The 16,683-nt window shown below is 71.5% G+C and carries 16 protein-coding genes; 11 read left to right on the top strand and 5 right to left on the bottom strand.

Annotated elements, in window-relative coordinates; translation table 11 throughout:
* Positions 1-525: 525 nt before the first annotated feature.
* From L2C96_RS22205 to L2C96_RS22255, 11 genes are all read left to right on the top strand, one after another.
* Complete coding sequence (locus tag L2C96_RS22205) at positions 526-669, top strand: hypothetical protein (protein ID WP_237337588.1); 144 nt, start codon at positions 526-528, stop codon at positions 667-669.
* Between the two features lie 81 nt (positions 670-750).
* Positions 751-1,212 (top strand): hypothetical protein, encoded by a 462-nt coding sequence (locus L2C96_RS22210; protein ID WP_237337589.1) that lies wholly within the window; start codon positions 751-753, stop codon positions 1,210-1,212.
* Between the two features lie 49 nt (positions 1,213-1,261).
* Entirely contained in the window at positions 1,262-2,422 is a 1,161-nt protein-coding gene (locus L2C96_RS22215) for an AAA family ATPase (RefSeq protein ID WP_237337590.1), read from the top strand.
* Positions 2,423-2,463: 41 nt separating this feature from the next.
* Positions 2,464-4,206, top strand: a complete 1,743-nt coding sequence (locus L2C96_RS22220) for a vWA domain-containing protein (protein WP_237337591.1) — start codon at positions 2,464-2,466, stop codon at positions 4,204-4,206.
* A gap of 39 nt (positions 4,207-4,245) precedes the next feature.
* Positions 4,246-5,022 (top strand): hypothetical protein, encoded by a 777-nt coding sequence (locus L2C96_RS22225; protein WP_237337592.1) that lies wholly within the window; start codon positions 4,246-4,248, stop codon positions 5,020-5,022.
* Positions 5,019-5,378 carry a hypothetical protein gene (locus L2C96_RS22230; protein WP_237337593.1) on the top strand — a complete coding sequence of 120 codons (360 nt, stop codon included), beginning with the start codon at positions 5,019-5,021 and terminating at the stop codon, positions 5,376-5,378. The genes L2C96_RS22225 and L2C96_RS22230 overlap by 4 nt, the downstream gene beginning before the upstream one ends.
* A 13-nt stretch (positions 5,379-5,391) precedes the next feature.
* The gene (locus L2C96_RS22235; RefSeq protein ID WP_237337594.1) at positions 5,392-5,610 is read left to right on the top strand and encodes a hypothetical protein; all 219 of its coding nucleotides are present in this window, start codon (positions 5,392-5,394) and stop codon (positions 5,608-5,610) included.
* Entirely contained in the window at positions 5,607-6,425 is an 819-nt protein-coding gene (locus L2C96_RS22240; protein ID WP_237337595.1) for a hypothetical protein, read from the top strand. Before L2C96_RS22235 ends, L2C96_RS22240 begins: the two co-directional genes overlap by 4 nt.
* Before the next feature lie 35 nt (positions 6,426-6,460).
* Positions 6,461-6,781 (top strand): hypothetical protein, encoded by a 321-nt coding sequence (locus L2C96_RS22245; RefSeq protein ID WP_237337596.1) that lies wholly within the window; start codon positions 6,461-6,463, stop codon positions 6,779-6,781.
* A gap of 103 nt (positions 6,782-6,884) precedes the next feature.
* Complete coding sequence (locus tag L2C96_RS22250; RefSeq protein WP_237337597.1) at positions 6,885-7,418, top strand: hypothetical protein; 534 nt, start codon at positions 6,885-6,887, stop codon at positions 7,416-7,418.
* Positions 7,419-7,916: 498 nt separating this feature from the next.
* Positions 7,917-8,831 (top strand): MarR family transcriptional regulator, encoded by a 915-nt coding sequence (locus tag L2C96_RS22255; RefSeq protein ID WP_237337598.1) that lies wholly within the window; start codon positions 7,917-7,919, stop codon positions 8,829-8,831.
* A gap of 137 nt (positions 8,832-8,968) precedes the next feature.
* Here L2C96_RS22255 and L2C96_RS22260 read toward each other — a convergent pair whose 3' ends face one another.
* Genes L2C96_RS22260 through L2C96_RS22280 form a run of 5 tightly spaced genes read right to left on the bottom strand, consistent with a single transcriptional unit; the run spans position 8,969 to position 16,683 of the window.
* The gene (locus L2C96_RS22260) at positions 8,969-9,946 is read right to left on the bottom strand and encodes a C40 family peptidase (RefSeq protein ID WP_237337599.1); all 978 of its coding nucleotides are present in this window, start codon (positions 9,944-9,946) and stop codon (positions 8,969-8,971) included.
* Positions 9,947-9,978: 32 nt separating this feature from the next.
* Positions 9,979-11,031, bottom strand: coding sequence for a replication-relaxation family protein (locus L2C96_RS22265; RefSeq protein WP_237337600.1), 1,053 nt, complete (start codon positions 11,029-11,031; stop codon positions 9,979-9,981).
* Positions 11,032-11,046: 15 nt separating this feature from the next.
* Positions 11,047-13,575 carry a DUF8128 domain-containing protein gene (locus tag L2C96_RS22270; RefSeq protein ID WP_237337601.1) on the bottom strand — a complete coding sequence of 843 codons (2,529 nt, stop codon included), beginning with the start codon at positions 13,573-13,575 and terminating at the stop codon, positions 11,047-11,049.
* 41 nt (positions 13,576-13,616) lie between these two features.
* The gene (locus L2C96_RS22275; protein ID WP_237337602.1) at positions 13,617-15,533 is read right to left on the bottom strand and encodes a VirB4 family type IV secretion system protein; all 1,917 of its coding nucleotides are present in this window, start codon (positions 15,531-15,533) and stop codon (positions 13,617-13,619) included.
* A gap of 4 nt (positions 15,534-15,537) precedes the next feature.
* Complete coding sequence (locus L2C96_RS22280; protein ID WP_237337603.1) at positions 15,538-16,683, bottom strand: PrgI family mobile element protein; 1,146 nt, start codon at positions 16,681-16,683, stop codon at positions 15,538-15,540.

Consider the following 16,683-nt stretch of genomic DNA (forward strand, 5'->3'; position numbering starts at 1 on the left):
GACGCGAGTGCCAACGGAGGAGCCGCTCACCGGACCGCTCAGCCTCGTCCTCCGGTATCCGCTTAAGTCGGATCCCCTGGTGCCCGCCGTCACCGCAGGTCATGCACCCGGTAAGGGGATCCACCGGTGTCCCAGACTCGCTTGCCGCCAAGCCGGTAAGCACATCAGGTCCGGCGGCGATGTCACGTACCTTCCGCATCCTGATCATGCTGGCAGCCTGTGTGCTCTGCTCACGTTCAATTCTCCCGATTTCTCTTAATTTTCTCTGGAGAAGACGACATTTCTATCCGGCTTTTCGACTGGCCGCCGGGCCGTTTCTGCATCCGCCTCAAACGTGCCTGACCTGCGCAAACGGCACGGAAATGTGAGCCAATTCGATGATGAAAAGGCGAACAAAATTCCCTGAGATCGACGGCGGAAAACTATTGCACGCCGCCCGGGATCGAGTTACTTTTGATGTGTCACCGGGAAAACCGGAAACCGTCACCAACCGCCCGCCCGGCGAATTCAGGAACGGGGATAGTTATGTGCTACACCGACGTCACCACGCACGCCGACGGAACCGCCACCGCGTTTTGCAACTGCGGGTGGACCGAAGAACACCCCAGCCACGCCGCCGCCGCAGCGGCCACCGACGCCCACCACGACGCCGAACTGGCCTACAGCTGAACCGCCCGAAAACCCGCGCCACATCCCAGAAAAGGGGGCCACGCCGTGAACCGCAACGCCAGCACCCCGCGAACCCCGGCGGTGCACGTCATCGACCCGATGGCCGATCCCGCGCCGCTGCCGGAAATTACCGTCGACCACTTCATGGAAAACGGCTGCGCGGTCGTGTGCGTGGTCATCGACCCCGCCGACGCGCAACAACTGTTGTACGGCACGGTCACCCGCCCCGACGGAAGACTCGCCGGGACCTACTACCCGGCCGACCGGGTGCGCGGCGACCACTGGCGGATCGTCGCCGCCGACGGCACCCACTACCACGCCGCCAGCGAATACGACGCCGTCGAATGGCTGACCACCAGCAACCGCGAAACCAGCACCCCGGACACCGGCACCGTCGAATGCGGCCACTGCTCGCAACCGTTGGAGATCACCCGCCAGCAGTGGGAGCGCGACAACGTCGCCCCCTGCCCATGCGGGGGCCACGCCGACCTCAACTTCCATCGGCGCCACGCCGAATGGGGCGAAAACTTCCAGCCCGGCTGACCTTGTGCCCCCGCTTGTGACCGCGAACGTCTGAAAGGGACACCGAACCATGAGCACGCCCGCCACGACTCCGGACCACGGCACCGCGCCCGCTGTCCCGGGCGCGACCACACCCCGGCTGCGCAACGGTGAACTCCGCCGCATGGTGGCCGAACAACTCGCCAAAGACCCCAACGCCGCGCTCACCGCCGGTGCCATCGCGCGCCGACTGGGGAAGTCCTCCGGCGCGGTCGGCAATGCGCTGGTGACGCTGGAAGCGCTCGGGCAAGCGCGACCGGTCGGCACCAAACCGGTCAGCTACCGTGCGACCGACAAAACCGCCGACGCCGCGAAAACCGTCACCGTCGCCCCGCGCACCACCACCGTCCCGACCACGTCGGCCCCCACCCCGCCCCCCGCCCCAACCGCCCTGGTCACCCGTCTGGTCCGCCGCCCGAACGGGCAGATGTACCACCCGCGCAAGCTGTCCGGGCTGTCGGACGTCACCGCGCTCCGCCGACTGCGCGCCGCCGGGGTGTCCGCGCTCATGTACGGCCCACCCGGCACCGGGAAGACCTCGGTGGTGGAGGCCGCGTTCGACGACCTGATCACGATTCAGGGCGACAGCGACACCGTCACCGACGACTTCGTCGGCTCCTACACCCAAACCCCGGACGGGCGCTACGAATTCGCCTACGGCCCGCTGGTCACCGCGATGCGCGAGGGGCGCGCACTGTTCATCGACGACGCCACCCTGATCCCCCCGACCGTGCTGGCCGTGGTGTACCCCGCGATGGACGGGCGCCGCCAGATCATCATCAAATCCCACCGCAACGAGGTGGTCGACGCCGCCCCGGGGTTCTACGTCGTGGCCGGACACAACCCCGGCGTGCACGGCGCGGTCCTCACCGACGCGCTCTCGTCCCGGTTCGCCGCCCAGATCCACGTGTCCACCGACTACGACCTCGCCGTCCAACTGGGGATCGAACCGAAAGCGGTGCGGGTCGCGCGGAATCTGGCCGCACGGCAGGACAAAGGCGAGATCGGCTGGGCGCCCCAGTTGCGCGAACTGATCGCGTTCAACCGCATCGCCGCCGTGCTGGGCACCGCCGCCGCCGCTGGCAACCTCGTGGGCATCGCACCCGAGGAGGACCGCGAGGTGGTCGCCGAAACGGTGCGCAACGTCTTCGGCACCAACGTCGCCCCGCTGTCACTCGGACCGCAGTTCTAGCCCGCCCACCACCCGCCCGACAGTCCGGAAGGGACACACCGATGAGCACCCACGTCGCCACCGCCGCCGCCACCCCCACCGCCGTGTTCCCGGCCGCCCCCGGATGGCTCACCCTGTCCGCCGCGTTCGGCGACGAGGTCCCGGCGATCGCCGACCGCGACGACCTCGTGGTGACCGTCGTGCCCGGAGCGGGCCACGGCGCCCCCGCGTGCTTCTTCCCCGACCTCGCCACCATCGAGGTCGACGGGGCTCACGTGGACAGCGGGGTCGATCCCGCCACCGTCGCCCCGCACCGGGTTGGCGACCGCAAGCGCTACCGCACCGCGTGGGGACTGCTGACCCACGAATGCGCGCACGCCAAACACTCGGTGTGGCGACCCCCGGACGACGCACCGCCCGGGGCAGCGGCGGCGGCGGAACTGCTGGAGGAGTCCCGCATCGAAGCGGCACACCTGCGCCGCCGCCCGGGCGACCGGTACTGGCTGCGCGCCAGCGCCACCAACCTCATCCTCGCCGACCTGCACGCCGACGACCCCGCCACCGCCCCGACGATGGCCACGCAGGACGCCGCCCAATGCGCCGCGCTGCTGCTGGCCCGGGTGGACGGTGGCGTCCTCAACCGCCGCGAAACCGCCGCCGTGGCGCGCCAGGTCGCGCAAATCCTGGACGCCGGCACCCTCGACACCCTGCGCGAGATCTGGCGCGAGGCACACCGCACCGCCGACGACGACGCCGACACGATGATCGACCTCGGCCGCCGCTGGTGCGAGGCCCTCGGTACCGACCCCAACGACCCGCCCCCCGAACCCGGCAACGACGGACAGAACCGCAACGGCACACCGTCACCGCTGGCGAAAGCGGTCACCAGCGCGGCGGCAGCGATCAACCGCGCCGTCGCGGCCGAAACCGCACCGACCGACCCCGTCACCCGGGCGCGGAAAGCGGCCGCCGTCGACGACGCAGCACGCCAGCAGGCGCGACGCGCTGCGCGCGCCGTGTTCGACGACCCCGGCGGGACCCCGACCTACGGCACCACCATCCGGGGCACCCGCCCGCCACACGCGTCGGAACGCACCGCCGCACGCCAACTCGCCCGCGCGCTGACCACCGCCGGAACCCGCGACCGCACCGTCACCAAAACCCACTCGGCCCTACCCCCGGGACGGCTACGGATGCGCGGCGCCATGACCGCCGACGCGCAACGAGCGGCGGGCGCGATCCCCACAGCCGAACCGTTCACCCACACCACCCGCGCGATCGTCCCCACCCCACCGCTCCGCATCGGGATCGCCTGCGATGTGTCCGGGTCCATGGGCGCCTTCGCCGGACCGGTCGCCTCGGCAGCCTGGATCCTGGCCAACGCCGCCCGCCACACCGCCGTCCCCGCCACCACCGCGACCGTCATCTTCGGCTACCACGTCCGCCCGATCACCCGCCCCGGCAGCACCCCGCACCGGGTCACCGAATTCGACACCGGTGACAGCGCCCACCACATCGACACCGCGATCAACGCACTCGACGGCGCGCTCGACCTGTCCCGGCCCGACGCCGCCCGCCTCCTGGTGATCATCTCCGACGGCTGCTTCGAGAACGCCACCAAAGCCCCGGGCCAGAAAATGCTCGACCGGTTACGTGCCAGCGGCTGCGCGGTGCTGTGGCTGGCACCCGACACGCGCTTCAACGAACCCATGCACGGCGCCACCGTGCACACCCTCACCGACCCCGCCACCACCGCCCGCGCCATCGGGCAGGCCGCCACCGCCGCCCTCCGCGCCACGCACTGAACCACCCCCCGAAGGAACGCAACGGAAGGAAACGCCAGCATGACCAGCGACACCTGCCCGAACGACCCCACCGTGCCACCCACCGCGGTCGCCCTCGTGCCCGCACCGCCGGGAGAGGTGCCGCTGCGCGCCCCCGCCGACACGTGGGCTCTCGTGGTCACCACCGTCCGCCTCACCCTGCCCCAGCAGACGGACACGCCTCCGCCCGCGCTCGCCGCCGAGCTGTTCGCGGGAGTGTGGCTGCCCGTGCCGCCGCCCGCCGAGGTGCACCGGGGCGATGTTGCGGTCCGGTTGCACCCGCCCGCCGACGGCGACCCGGCCCGGACCGATGTCGAGGTCCTCACCGCCACCCCGCAGTGCTGGCGGACCGTGCACACCCTGCCCGGGGTGGACACCCACTGGCCGCACGACGTCGCCGCTGTGGTTGTGAACTGGATGCGCGCCCTCGCCGACGAGGCCGAACGCAAGGTCGGCCTGCGGCTGTTCAGCTCGTCGATCGGCCGAGCCGTGGACCCGATGCTTCCGGGCCCGGACACGCCCGACGCGCTTACTCAGATGATCGACAGCGGGCTGGTCGCGGTCGGCGAGCAGCTGGGGTGGAACGGGCACACCGCCACCGTGGGCCCCGGCGGCGCCCTGGTGCACGGCACCGAACCCGCCCTGAGGTTCCCGTCCGCCGTCTCCGCGCTGGCGACCTGGCTCGCGAGGCCGGCCACGGTCAACGGCTGGTACCTGTGGCGCCGCACCCACGATGATCGTCCTCTGGTGGAGCTCCGCGCCGAACTCGCCACCGCGTCCCGGAGCGCGGAGCGATGACCCGCGACCGCGCTCGGGACGAGGACTTCGCCTCGTCGCGGTGTGGGGACGTGCGCGACACCGGCACCGGGCTGCCGCGCCTGCTGAGTACGAAGTGCACCACCTGCATCTTCCGGCCCGGCAACCTCATGCACCTGCCACCCGGCTACCGCGACCAGCTCGTGCAGGAGGCGCTGGACCGCGACAGCTGGATCGTCTGCCATGCCACGCTTCCCGCCACGGGAAACCCGATCGGCACTCAGGCCATTTGCCGAGGCTTCTGGGACGTCCACGCCACCGAGTCGGCGGGCTGCCGCCTCACCACCGCGCTGGGCGGTCCCGTCCTCGCCCCACCACCCGACCCCCACAACTTCTGACAAGGAGAAACCGATGCAGGACAGGAAGAAACGAAAAGGGTGGACCGTACTGGCCGTGGTGCTGCCGGGACCATGGACCCCGGTCATCGTGCTGGCCTACCTCCTCGGCCGCGCAGCCGAGAGCGACCAGGACACCGCCCCCGGGGCCCGTCCCGCGCCGACCCATGTACCCGGCCCGGACCCGTTCGCGCCGCCCCGCAACCCGACTTCCTACCCCACTGGAGGTGCGTGATAAGCCGCTCGACCACCCACGACTTCTACCTCGGGCGCGGACCTGACGCCGAGTGGATCGGATCGATCCACCTCGGCACCTGCGCGTGCTCCAGTGTCGAGAAGATCGGGCTGGCGCGTTCCGCGGACGAATTCGCCGATCTCGTGAACTCGTTCTTGCACGCCGCCGAGGTCGGTCAGGTCGGCGAGGTCACCCACCGAGGCCACCCCTGGCCGTGGCTCTGGCCGACCAGCCACGGCACCGATTACACCCACGCCTTCGACAGGGGCACGGTGTGGACAGCGCGGCGAGGGCAGCGCTGGTCGATGCGCGCGGGCGAGTACATCCCACCAGGACTGGGCGAGACCCCGGTCGTGTTTCCGCACGGCCGCGACACCTGCGGCTACACCGGGATCGACGCCGCCGATACTGTGGGGCGCCGCTACGGGCCGCTCCTGGGCGAGACCCACCGCCACGACCTGCATCAGCTCGGACTGCGCATCCTCGCCGACCTCACCCTGCCGTCACCGGGCCCGGCGCCCGCCCAGCTCGTCGAGCTCCGCGCGCAACTCCCGCCACACCTGCGGTACGTCATCAACGCCCACGAGACCACGGCAGAGCTGGAGATCGAGGTGTTCGGCTACCGAGACGGCGACCCCGCCGCAGACGCTACCGCGCAGGCCCTCACCGCACTGCCCGCCCTCTACGGGTGGACCGACCCCAACGGCGCGCCGCCCCGCTTCGGCACGCGCGTGCTCCTCGCCGATGACGAGCGCCACCTCACCCACCCCGCGCTGGCCGACCGTCACACCCGCGCAGTGCTGACCACCACCTGACACCCCCGCCACGACGACACCGACAGGAGGTCGACATGACTGACATCGCCGATTCGCTCGACGAGCTCTGCCCAGACTGTCACGCCGAGATCGGCCAAGCCCACACCGAGGGCTGCGACGTGGCCCGCTGTCTGGCCACCGGGCTGCAGCGCCTCGGCCACGGGCCGTGCCGCTGCCCTCAGGACGTGTGGACCGGGCGGTGGCCCGGGGAAGCCGAATGCGCCGAGTTCGGCTGGATGCTCGGTCCCGGCCTGCCCGACCTCAACCGGTTGGTCACCACCGCAACCTGGGACCCGGTTGCGTACCGCTGGACCCGCCCCTCCCATGCCACGAACGGTGAAGGTGACGCCCGATGAACACTCTCATCGCCGCCACGGGGCGTTCCGCGGGCATGGGAACCTCGCCCGCCGACGAGCCAAACCCTCCCGCCCCTGCTCGAGGTAAATCGGAAGGTGAAGCGTGAAGCATGTGTTTCCGCCCGGCGAGGTTCTGGTGGCGCCGCCGCATGAGCCCGCGTTCCCCGGAATCCCCACCGGCCAACCCCCAGCCACCGTCATCAACATCCTGGACACGCGCCCCGAACCGGACAGCGAGGACCGCCGGAGGGAGATAGGCCTGCGGTGCCGCCGATCCGTGGCGCAATGGATCGGCATTTACCTGGAAGCGGTCTACGGTGGCGCGCAGATCCGCTACGACTGGCAGGGTGACGTCGTGCACATCCATGACGACCCCTGGAGGTTCTCGCAGGAACCCCAGCCTCGCGTCATCCGGCCCGACGACGACGGCCGCTACGAGATCCGTGACGTGTGGTTCGCGCTCGCCTCGCCCCTCTCCGCCCAGTTGCAGCACCGCCACGGCGCCGCGCTGGCGGTTTTGGCCGGTAACGCTCCGCCGCGCGCGACGCCGGAGATGCTGACCTACCTTACTGATTGGCCCCGCACTGGACGGAACACACGCGACAACCTCGAAAAGCTGCTGGCCCGCGTTCACTGAATCCTTCCGGCGCCCCGCCCGTCCACCGGGCTTTCGAAGGAACAAGCTGTCGCCTGCGCTGCTACTGGTCTCCGCCGCTGTGAGGAGAAGTCGTAGGTACCGCCGCGGTGCCGCCGGCCGAGGAAGGGATTGATCGAACAAGGCGGCTCGCCGTGCGAGCGGATCAGTCCACGCGGCACAGGACAGGTTTGCCGCACTACAACCGCTTCGAATCCGGTCGTACCTACTGCGCCTGGTTCCTCACAGCCGTCCACGCCCTCACCAACGACGGGACGGCCTACGCCACCAGTTCCCAGATCGGGGTCGTTCCCTCTGTCCGCCAGCAACTCCATGACGACTTGATCCGCACGATCGTCTTTTTAGGACAAGCGCTTGACAAGGAGGCGGTGACGAAGCGTCCATAGTCGTGCAGCCCGAACCACCGGATGCGCACCGGCGGGCCACCGCTCCGGCCGGGGCATGACCAACAGATTTCATTCAGCACACAGGGAGTTCGTCATGTCCCCTAAGAACCACACGAACCGGACCACCGCCACCACCACCGACGACCGCCACTTGCACGCGGTCCCCGATCAGCAGAACGTGGCAATGGCAACGGAGGACAAGGTCCGCGCCGCGCTAGCCGACAATCCTGGGTTCACCGCGGCCGAGCTGGCGATGGCGGCCGGGGTCGGCCGCTCGACCGCCGCGAAGATCTTGGCCCGCTGGGACCGCGACGGCCACGCGATCCGCACCTCTGGCGCCGGTCCACGCAACCCCGACACCTGGGCCCTCGCACCGGCGTACGCCACCACCACGCCGGACGTCGACGACGAGCAGCCCGACGCGACGGGGACGGCGCCCAGCACCGATCAGGGAACCGATGACCCCCACAGCGCCGACGAGGCAGCCCCCGGGGATTCTGCCACCACCCAGGTCAGTGGCCCGGCCGTGGAGGAGTACCCGGCGGCCGAAGAGCGCAGCACCACACCGGAGACCGATGACAATGCCGTCCCCGATAATGCGCCGACCTCAGCGGCCGACGACAGCGCACCCACCGACGGTATTGCTGCTGCCCAGCTGGCCGAAACACTGACCACGTCTTCGGTCGACAACACGACCACGACCGAGTCGTCCAGGGACGTCCCCGCTGCGGACGCGGCATCCGTTGACACCACTCCGCCGGACAAGGGGCGGCTACGCAAAGGTGGGCTGCGGGCCTTGGTGGAGGAGTATCTGACCGAGCACCCCGGCGAGAGCTTCGGGCCCGCCAAGATCGGCAAGGACCTCGGCCGTTCCGGCGGCGCGGTCAACAACGCCCTGGAGAAGCTCGTCGCCGACGGGTACGCGCTCAAGACCTGCGAAGCCCCCAAGCGGTTTGCGATCAATCCGGCCAAGACCGACATCCCGCAGGAGGCTCGCGATAGCGCGTAGGAGCCCAACCGGGAGGCCGATATCTGCGCGTGCGGTCGTCGTCCGACGGGGCGGCGGCCGCACGCACGTGTCGATCCTTCGCATGTCCACGGCCCGCGCTCAGAACCTTGGGGCAGGGATTCCGCGTGCCTCGGATCCTAAGTCGAGGGGCGCGTGGCGCCGACGTAGGTGTCGTTGGGGTGGCGGTAGTTGTTGATCTGGACGGGGCTGCCGAAGATGGGTGCGTTGATCATCTTGCCGTTGCCGAGGTAGAGCGCGACGTGGGTGATGCTGGCTGGGGTGCCGTAGAAGACGAGGTCGCCGGGAAGTAGTGGGGATCCGTCTGGGATGCGGGTTCCGGTGTGGAATTGGGCGTGGGCGGTGCGGGGGAGGGTGATTCCGGCGGCGTTGTAGGCGGCTTTGGTCAGCCCGCTGCAGTCGAATCCGCGGTCTCCGCTGTCGGGTCCGTTGCCGCCCCAGATGTAGGGCAGTCCTCGTTGGCCGCAGGCGTAGTTGATGGCGGTCAGCGCCGCTGATGTCGGGGCTTGGATGTTGTTGCAGTCTCCGGTTCCGTCGAGGGCCGGTACTGGTTCGCAGCGGATGCCGGCGACGGCGGCGACGATGCGGCGGGCGTCGGTTTCGTGTGGTCCGTAGGCGTGCGGGAAGCCGGAGCGCTGGACGGCTTGGGTGGCGGCGTTGATGCTCATGGCTTGCCAGTTTGGGATGGTGAGCAGGTGCTCGTAGAACTGGGTCGCGGCGTAGGTGGGCGTGGTGATTTGCTCCGGGGTGCCCCAGCCCATCGAGGGGCGTTGCTGGAACAGGCCGAGGCTGTCGCGGTCGCCGTAGTCGAGGTTGCGCAGCCCGGATTCCTGGATGGCGGCGGCGATCGCGACGACCCAGCCCTGCTCGGGCACCCGCATCTGCTTGCCGACGCCCACGATGACGGCCGCGTTGCCCAACTGCTCGGCGGTGAAGCCCGGCACCGCGCCGGTGGGCGTGCCGTCGGGGGTGCAGGTCAGCGAGCCCGTGGCGCTGCTGCCGGTGAGGGCGCTGACGACGCCGGCGATCCCGGCGGCGAGGAGCAGCGGAATGGCCAGGACGAGCGCGGCGACCCCGGCCCCCAGTCGGCTTCCCATGGTCCGGCTCGGCTCCTTTCCGTGGCGTCGAGTCAGCGGGCGAGTCGGTTCGGCGTCGCGCGGGGCGGGACTGGGCTGGGCGGTGGTAGCCGGTAGGGCGCGGCGGCCGCGGTGTCGGCGTCCTCGTCGGCGGTGGTGGGGTCTGCTGGTGGGGGGAGCCCGGGCCAGGCGTCGGGCAGCTCGGTGAGGCGGTAGCGGGGTCCGGCGCGGTCGGCGCGTGCGGTGATGAGCGGCAGCCACACGGCCTCGGCGGGGCTCGGGTGCGCCGTGCGCGGGTTGAGCTGGTCGGCCGCGGCGGTGGCGACCGGCACGGCGCGCCGGTTGTCGAGGTCGGCGTGCACGCGGGCCAGCGCGGTGCGGGCGCCGGCTTCGCGGCGGGTGGTGGGCAGCCAGATGAGCACGGGGGTGGCGATGCCGGTGGCGTCGGCCAGCCGGGCGTAGCCGATGAGTTTGCGACCGACCTTGGTGAGGGATTCGGTGCCGGTGTCGAACTCGAGGAACCACTCGATCTCGCGGGTGGTGGTGCGCCAGCGGCCGTAGCCGTCGGGGATGACGAGGTCGCCGAAGTGGCGGGCGCAGCGTGCTTCGGACCACCACGCCACCAGCGCCTCGCTGCGGGTGGTGCGGGTGTGGGCGATCAGGGCGGTGAAGAAGTCGTTGACGCCGACGGTGTGGGCGAGGCGCTGGTTGTGGGCGATGGCCATGGCGCGGTCGTGGCGGTAGCCGAGTTCTTTGACCTCCAGGCCGTGTTCGGCGGCGAGGACGGCGGCGCCGGCGGGCCCGAGGACGTAGTGCATGGGGGCGGAGCCGCGTTGCCGGAACGGCTGGAACCGCGACACGACTCGCCACAGGTAGAGGTCACGCAGGCGTTGCCGGGCCGAGCGGCCGGAGGGGAACGCGGCGTCCTGGATCTGGCTGCTGGTCAGGACCCGGTGTTCGTGCAGCAGGGCCAGGATCCAGCGGTCGCGGGCGGTGAGCCGGGCGGCGAGCATGGCTTGGTGCTCGACCGAGCCGGCGGCGCGGGGGCTGCGGCGGCCGGGCAGGTGTCCGCGCAGCGTGTGCTGACGCGTGGTCGTCGTGATCACAGGCGATTCCTCAGGTCAGGGGCGGGCGCGGCGGGGGTCGGTTTTGCGCGGCCGGGTCGGCGCGACCGGTCGTGTGGTCGGCCGGGGCCGCGTGGTGGTGGCGGGCGGGTGTGCGCCGGTGCTGTGGGCGCGGCGCTGGGCGCGCAGGGCGGAGCGGATTTCCCGTGCTCGTCCGGGGATCGGGTCGGGCAGGGGTGTGGTGGTGAGGGTGAAGGGTTCGGTTTCTTCGCCGTGCACGACCAGGCGGGCGGCGGCGTGGTAGGCGCCGAGGTGGGACAGGTCGTGGTCGGAGAGCCGGGGTGTGGTGTGGCGGGCGAGTTCGCGGGCGTCTTCGGGGCTGGCGGAGAAGAAGATCTTTGAGCGGGCGTTGGTGGAGATGCCTTCCTTCAGTTCGCGGGGCAGCTGGCCGAGGTGCTGGTGCGCCAGGGTCATCGCCACCCGGAATCCCCGCGCCTCGGCCAGCATGTCTTCCAGCGGGTAGGGCAGGTTGAGGAAGTTGTGGCATTCGTCGACCACGAGGTTGGCGTCGGGCCGCAGGCGCTGCGGGACCCGGGCGCGGGCGGTGGTGGCCTGCCACGTACGCGCCACCACCAGCGAGCCGACCAGCCGGGTGGTTTCCTCACCGAGCGAACCTTTGGGGATCCGAACGAGGCAGATGCCGCCCTCGTCGAGGACCTGGCCCATGTCCACAGTGGAACGGCCGCCGGCGATCGCTTCTTTGACGAAGGGGCGCAGCAGGAACGCGCGCAGCTTGTTCATCAGCGGCGAGATCACCTGGCTGCGGGAGCTGTCGGTGAGGTCGTCGTACCACTGCCAGAATCCGGTGAGCACCGGGTCGGTCAGGCCGGCGGTGATGCGGGCCCGGAACGCCTCGCTGGCCAGCAGCTTGGGCAGGTCGGCCAGCGTGGGCACCCCGTCCTGGGCCCGGAGGGTTAGGCAGGCAGCGCGCATCAGGTCGTCGGTGCGCGGCCCCCAGAACGCCGAGTACACGCGGCGGAAGACGGAGACGAGGTTGTCCACCTCCCGGTCGGTTTCACCGCCCTCCAAGGGGTTGAGCACGGGTGGGCGGTGGCGGGAGTCGGCGTCGAAGAGCACCACCCGCTCGGCCGCGGTGCGGGGGAGGCGGTTGAGGATGTCGGTGACGAGGTCGCCCTTGGGGTCGATCACCACGACACCGCGGTGGTTCGTGGCGTCGTTGAGGACCAGGGTGCCGAGCAGGGTTGATTTGCCGGAGCCGGTGGCGCCGAGGACGTGCAGGTGGTGGCGGGCGTCGGCGACCCGCAGCCCGACCGGGCGGGTGTGGCCGGTGTCGGCGCGGCCGAGTGGTTTGACCTGCGGTCCGGGGGTGGCGATGCCGGGTGGTGGGGCGACGGCCTTGGCGCCGGCGCGTTCGACCCCGGGGATTGCGGCGTCGGTGGGCAGGTGCGCGATCGCGGCCAGCTCGGGCACCGAAAGCAGGTCACCGCGGTCGAGCCGCCGGGTGGCGAGGGCGCGGGCGGGGTGGCGCAGGCGGGTGCGGGTGTAGTGGTTGTGCTCGGTGTAGGCGGCGAACGCGGCGGCCAGCGCGTGGGCCCGGCCGCGGGCGGTGTCGCGGGCCTGCCGCACCAGCTCGTCCGGAGCGTCCGCGGGCACGTCGGCGGCGACGGCGTAGCGCACGAGGGTCTCGTACTGGGAGCCGCGTTGCTTGCCCACGATGGCCTTGTTCTGGGCGGAGTACTCCAGCGACAGCTGCGGGTCCTGGCTGATCCGCCGCGCGTCCGCGGTCCGGCCGCGTCGGGTGGCGTTGGCGCCGGGGGTGATCGCGTCGAGGATCCGGCCGCCGAGGCGGGCGGAGGAGCCGTGGTGGACCCGGCGGGCCGCGCGGCGGGCCTGGGCGACGCGGCGGCCGGTGACCGGGCGGGCGAGGATCTGGACGCAGGCGTGCTCGTCGCGGCCGAGCCCGACCGGCGCGCCGAGCAGGCCACGGATCGGGTCGGCGTCGAAGCTGGTGCGGATCGGCAGCGATTCCGGGCGGGCCAGGCGCAGCTGCCCACCCACCACAACCCGGCGTTGCCCGGTCGCCGGGATAGGGAAGGGGGAGGTGGCGGGGCTGGTGCGGGTGTGGGAGCCGGGCCAGGCGGCCTCCACCGCTCGCTCGACCATGTTGGGCGGGATGACGCCGGGAACCCAGAACTGCACGGTGACGCCGTGCTCGCCGAACACGTACTCCAGCGCGAGGTGAGGCTGGCCGGCCCACCACCGCCGCCACGCTGGGCGCAGGAGGCCGACGAGGTTGGACCAGACCGCGGCCCCGCCGGCGGAATCCACGGTGGGCGGGGCGAGCACCGTGATCCGGCGAGCGTCGACCTGCAGCGCGGCGTGCCGGCGCCGCAGCCACCAGCGCCGTGCCGCGACCCCACCCGCCACGGCCACGAGCAGCGTCGGAACGGCGACCGGCCCCCACATCAATGCCAAGCCCCGCAGGACGGCAAGCAGATCGGCGGTGACGCCGCCGGGGTCACGCAGGTAATCGCCCACCCAGCTCTGAGGTAAGGGTGTCGGCATGGCGGCCCTCCTTTCTGGACATTCGTCACTGGACCGGAGGGTCAGGCGGGATCGGTGTCATCGAGCAAGTCGTCGTTGGCGGGGCCGAGGTCGATGTAGGCGTCGGCGAGGCTGTTGTCGGTGGCGTCGGGGTCGTTCTCGGCGAGGCGGGCGAGTTCGGCGGGGTCGGTGGTGACGAGGAAGTTTTCGGTGGGCGAGGCCAGTGACTGGAACGCCACCCGCTGGGTGCCGGCCGACAGCAGCCCTTGGCCGCGGTCGGCGGAGAGCAGGAACTGCCGCTCCCCGGCGGACAGGCCGAAGGTGTCGGCGATCTCGTCGATGGCTTGCGGGGCTTGGCGCAGCAGGACCTGGGTGGCGGCGTTGGACACGATGGCCTTGCCGAGGTCGCTGCCGAGGACGTCGGCGGTGTCCTGGGTGGCGACGGTGAGCCCGGCCCAGTGTTTGCGGGCGGCTTTGGCCATGCGGAACAGGAACTTCGCGCCCTCGGGTTGTTGCATGAGCAGCCAGGCCTCGTCGACCACGACCAGCCGGGGCCGCCGGTGGGCGGGGTTGGACACCCGGCGCCAGACCGCGTCGAGCACGAGCAGGGTGCCGATCGCGCGCAGCTCGTCGGGCAGGTCGCGCAGGGAGAACACGACGAGGTGCCCGTCCGGGGTGGCGGTGGTGGGGCCGGCGAACAGGTCGCTGAACGCGCCGTCGACGAAGGGGTGCAACCGGGCCGCCAGATCACCGGCCACCGCGTCCCCGCCGTCCCCGGAGGCGGCGAGGGTGTCCCGGAGGTTGCGCAGCAGCGGTGCGGGGCGGGTCCAGGTGCGGGCGTCGCCGGTGATGCCGGCGCGGGCGTAGGTAGCGGTGATCGCGCGGTCGAGCACCGCCCGCTCGGCGGCGGTGACCGGCGTGCCGAACAGGACGGCGAGCACGGTGTGCAGGAAGAGGCTGCGCCGGTTGAGGGCGTCCTGCGGGGCGGTGCGCCGTCCGCGGGCGTCGGTGTGCACGGGCAGGTCGAACGGGTTGAGCCGCACCCCGCCCGCGCCGAGGTGCACGTAGGTGCCGCCGACCTGGGCGGCCAGGCGGGCGTACTCGTCCTCGGGGTCGACGACGAACGCCTGCACCCCGTCGGAGGCCCACGCACCGCCCTCGTCACTGTCGTCGTTGAGGTTGCGGTAGAGGCTGCGCAGGGTTTCGAGCTTGACGAAGTAGGACTTGCCGGCGCCGGAGCGGCCGAGCACGACGGAGTTGTAGTTGTCGCAGGCGAAGCGGTCCCAGTGCACCAGCCCGGAGCTGCCGACGTTGTAGCCGTAGAGCACCCCGGACGGCGCCGACGTGGTCGGGTCGGTGGGTGGCAGGTCCGGCGAGGTGAACGGATAGGCCGCAGACACCGCGGCCGTGTCGAACGTCCTCTTCAGACCGAGCGGGTCCAGGCCGAGCGGCAGAGTGGAGACCCAGCCCTGCAGTGCGCGGTAGGTTGCGGGTTTGGCGTCGAGCAGCAGCGACGCGCACAGCGACCGCAGCGCCGAGACCTCCTCGGCGAGCGTGTGCTCGTCCGGGGCGTGCACCGTCAGGTACAGGCCGAACCGGAACAGTTTCCCGTCGCCGCGGGCGATGCGGCGGGACAGGTCGGCGGCGTCCTCGGCGGCGGCGTCGAGGTCCGGGTCGTCGAGCCGGTCGTGCCGGGCGTTGTGCCGGCGGGAGGATTCCAGCCGGGCGCGTTGCTTGCGCAGACCGCTGGCGGCGGTGGCCGGGTCGACCGGCTGGATGTGCACGGACACGTCCAGCCGCGCGGGATAGGTCAGCAGCGGTGCCAGCCAGCCGGGATAGACCTCCTGCGGATAGCCGGTGACGCCGAAGCTGGCGACGAACTCGTTGCCGACCTCCAGGTGCCGGGCGGCCACCGACAACGAGTCCGGGGTGAACGCCCCCGCCGACCCGGACCGGAACTGGTGCCTGGTGCGCGCCATAGGGTTACCTGCTTTCGATCTCGTCGTCGTAGTCCCAGTCCTCGTCCTCGGACAGCCACGGCCCGGCCGGCGTACTGCCCCGTGGACGGGAGGGTTCGGCGGGTTGGTCGGGTTCGTAGAGGTCGGTGAAGGTGGTGGTGGCGGTGACGACCTCATCGGCGGCGGCCAGCGCGGCCGAGGGCGGGAGGAAGGTGTCGGGGTTGCAGGCCGAGGCCAGCACCCCGGTCGCTGCCGCGGCGTCGAGCGGGGCGACGACGATCCCGGCCGCCGACAGCAGCTCGCTCGCCTCGCCGAGGCGGCGCACCAGCCGTTGCTCGGCCGCCTGCCGCACCCCCGCATCCACCGGCTGCGCCGGGCGGCGTCGGCGGAGTACACCGGATGGGGCGGGGACGGGGTTGGTGTGCAGGGGTTCGCGTAGCACCAGCAGCACCTGGCGGCGCAGTAGCTCGGTCTGTGCGGTGAGCTGGGCGAGGTAGTCGGCGTGGTCCCGCGCGGCTGTCTCCAGCGCGGGGTGGGGGAGCCCGCCGGCGCGGGCGCGGAGTTGCGCGATCTGGGGTGCGAGGTCGAGTCGTTCGGCGCGGACGAGGATCTGGACCGGCGCGGTCAGGCTGTGCAGGTAGCGGGCGAAGGAGGCGACGAGCGCTTCCTGCTCGGCGGGGGTGCGCAGGCTGAAGTTGACGGTGGAGCACACGGCGATGACCGCGAGCCCGTCGCTGCCGAGGTCGACGATCCCGGCCTGCGCGCCGCTGTCGGCGACTCCGCTCGCCGGGAGTTCCAGCGGTGCCGGGGACACCGCCTCGGCACGACCACGCTGCGCCTGGTGGGCGGTGAGCCAGGTGGGGGCGGGGCGTACGCCTTCGGGGGCGGCGACCCGGTGCCGGGGGGCGAGGTGCTGGCGGATCGCGGCGAGGGCGAGCTTGTCCAGCGGGAGCCCGTCACGCTGCCCGAGCGCCAGCACGGCGACCGCGATCCCGGCCGGCACCGCCACGAGGAGGAACACCGCAAGCGGCAGCACCGTGCGGGTCAGCGAGTACAGGCCATAGAGCAGCGTCCCGGCGCCGGCGAGGATCGCCAGCTGCCGGGCGGTCAGCGGACCCAGCACTCGGTCCGGGCGGTCGACGTCGGCCGGAACACGCACAGGACTGGTCAC

The sequence above is a fragment of the Amycolatopsis tucumanensis genome (assembly GCF_021654135.1).
Taxonomy (GTDB): Bacteria; Actinomycetota; Actinomycetes; order Mycobacteriales; family Pseudonocardiaceae; genus Amycolatopsis_E; species Amycolatopsis_E tucumanensis.

What these genes read in the sequence shown, in the direction of transcription:
- L2C96_RS22260 (WP_237337599.1), bottom strand. Translation starts at nt 9,946, where the DNA reads ATGGGAAGCCGACTGGGGGCCGGGGTCGCCGCGCTCGTCCTGGCCATT.
- L2C96_RS22275 (WP_237337602.1), bottom strand. Translation starts at nt 15,533, where the DNA reads ATGGCGCGCACCAGGCACCAGTTCCGGTCCGGGTCGGCGGGGGCGTTC.
- L2C96_RS22255 (WP_237337598.1), top strand. Translation starts at nt 7,917, where the DNA reads ATGTCCCCTAAGAACCACACGAACCGGACCACCGCCACCACCACCGAC.
- L2C96_RS22270 (WP_237337601.1), bottom strand. Translation starts at nt 13,575, where the DNA reads ATGCCGACACCCTTACCTCAGAGCTGGGTGGGCGATTACCTGCGTGAC.
- L2C96_RS22220 (WP_237337591.1), top strand. Translation starts at nt 2,464, where the DNA reads ATGAGCACCCACGTCGCCACCGCCGCCGCCACCCCCACCGCCGTGTTC.
- L2C96_RS22205 (WP_237337588.1), top strand. Translation starts at nt 526, where the DNA reads ATGTGCTACACCGACGTCACCACGCACGCCGACGGAACCGCCACCGCG.
- L2C96_RS22230 (WP_237337593.1), top strand. Translation starts at nt 5,019, where the DNA reads ATGACCCGCGACCGCGCTCGGGACGAGGACTTCGCCTCGTCGCGGTGT.
- L2C96_RS22245 (WP_237337596.1), top strand. Translation starts at nt 6,461, where the DNA reads ATGACTGACATCGCCGATTCGCTCGACGAGCTCTGCCCAGACTGTCAC.
- L2C96_RS22235 (WP_237337594.1), top strand. Translation starts at nt 5,392, where the DNA reads ATGCAGGACAGGAAGAAACGAAAAGGGTGGACCGTACTGGCCGTGGTG.
- L2C96_RS22225 (WP_237337592.1), top strand. Translation starts at nt 4,246, where the DNA reads ATGACCAGCGACACCTGCCCGAACGACCCCACCGTGCCACCCACCGCG.
- L2C96_RS22215 (WP_237337590.1), top strand. Translation starts at nt 1,262, where the DNA reads ATGAGCACGCCCGCCACGACTCCGGACCACGGCACCGCGCCCGCTGTC.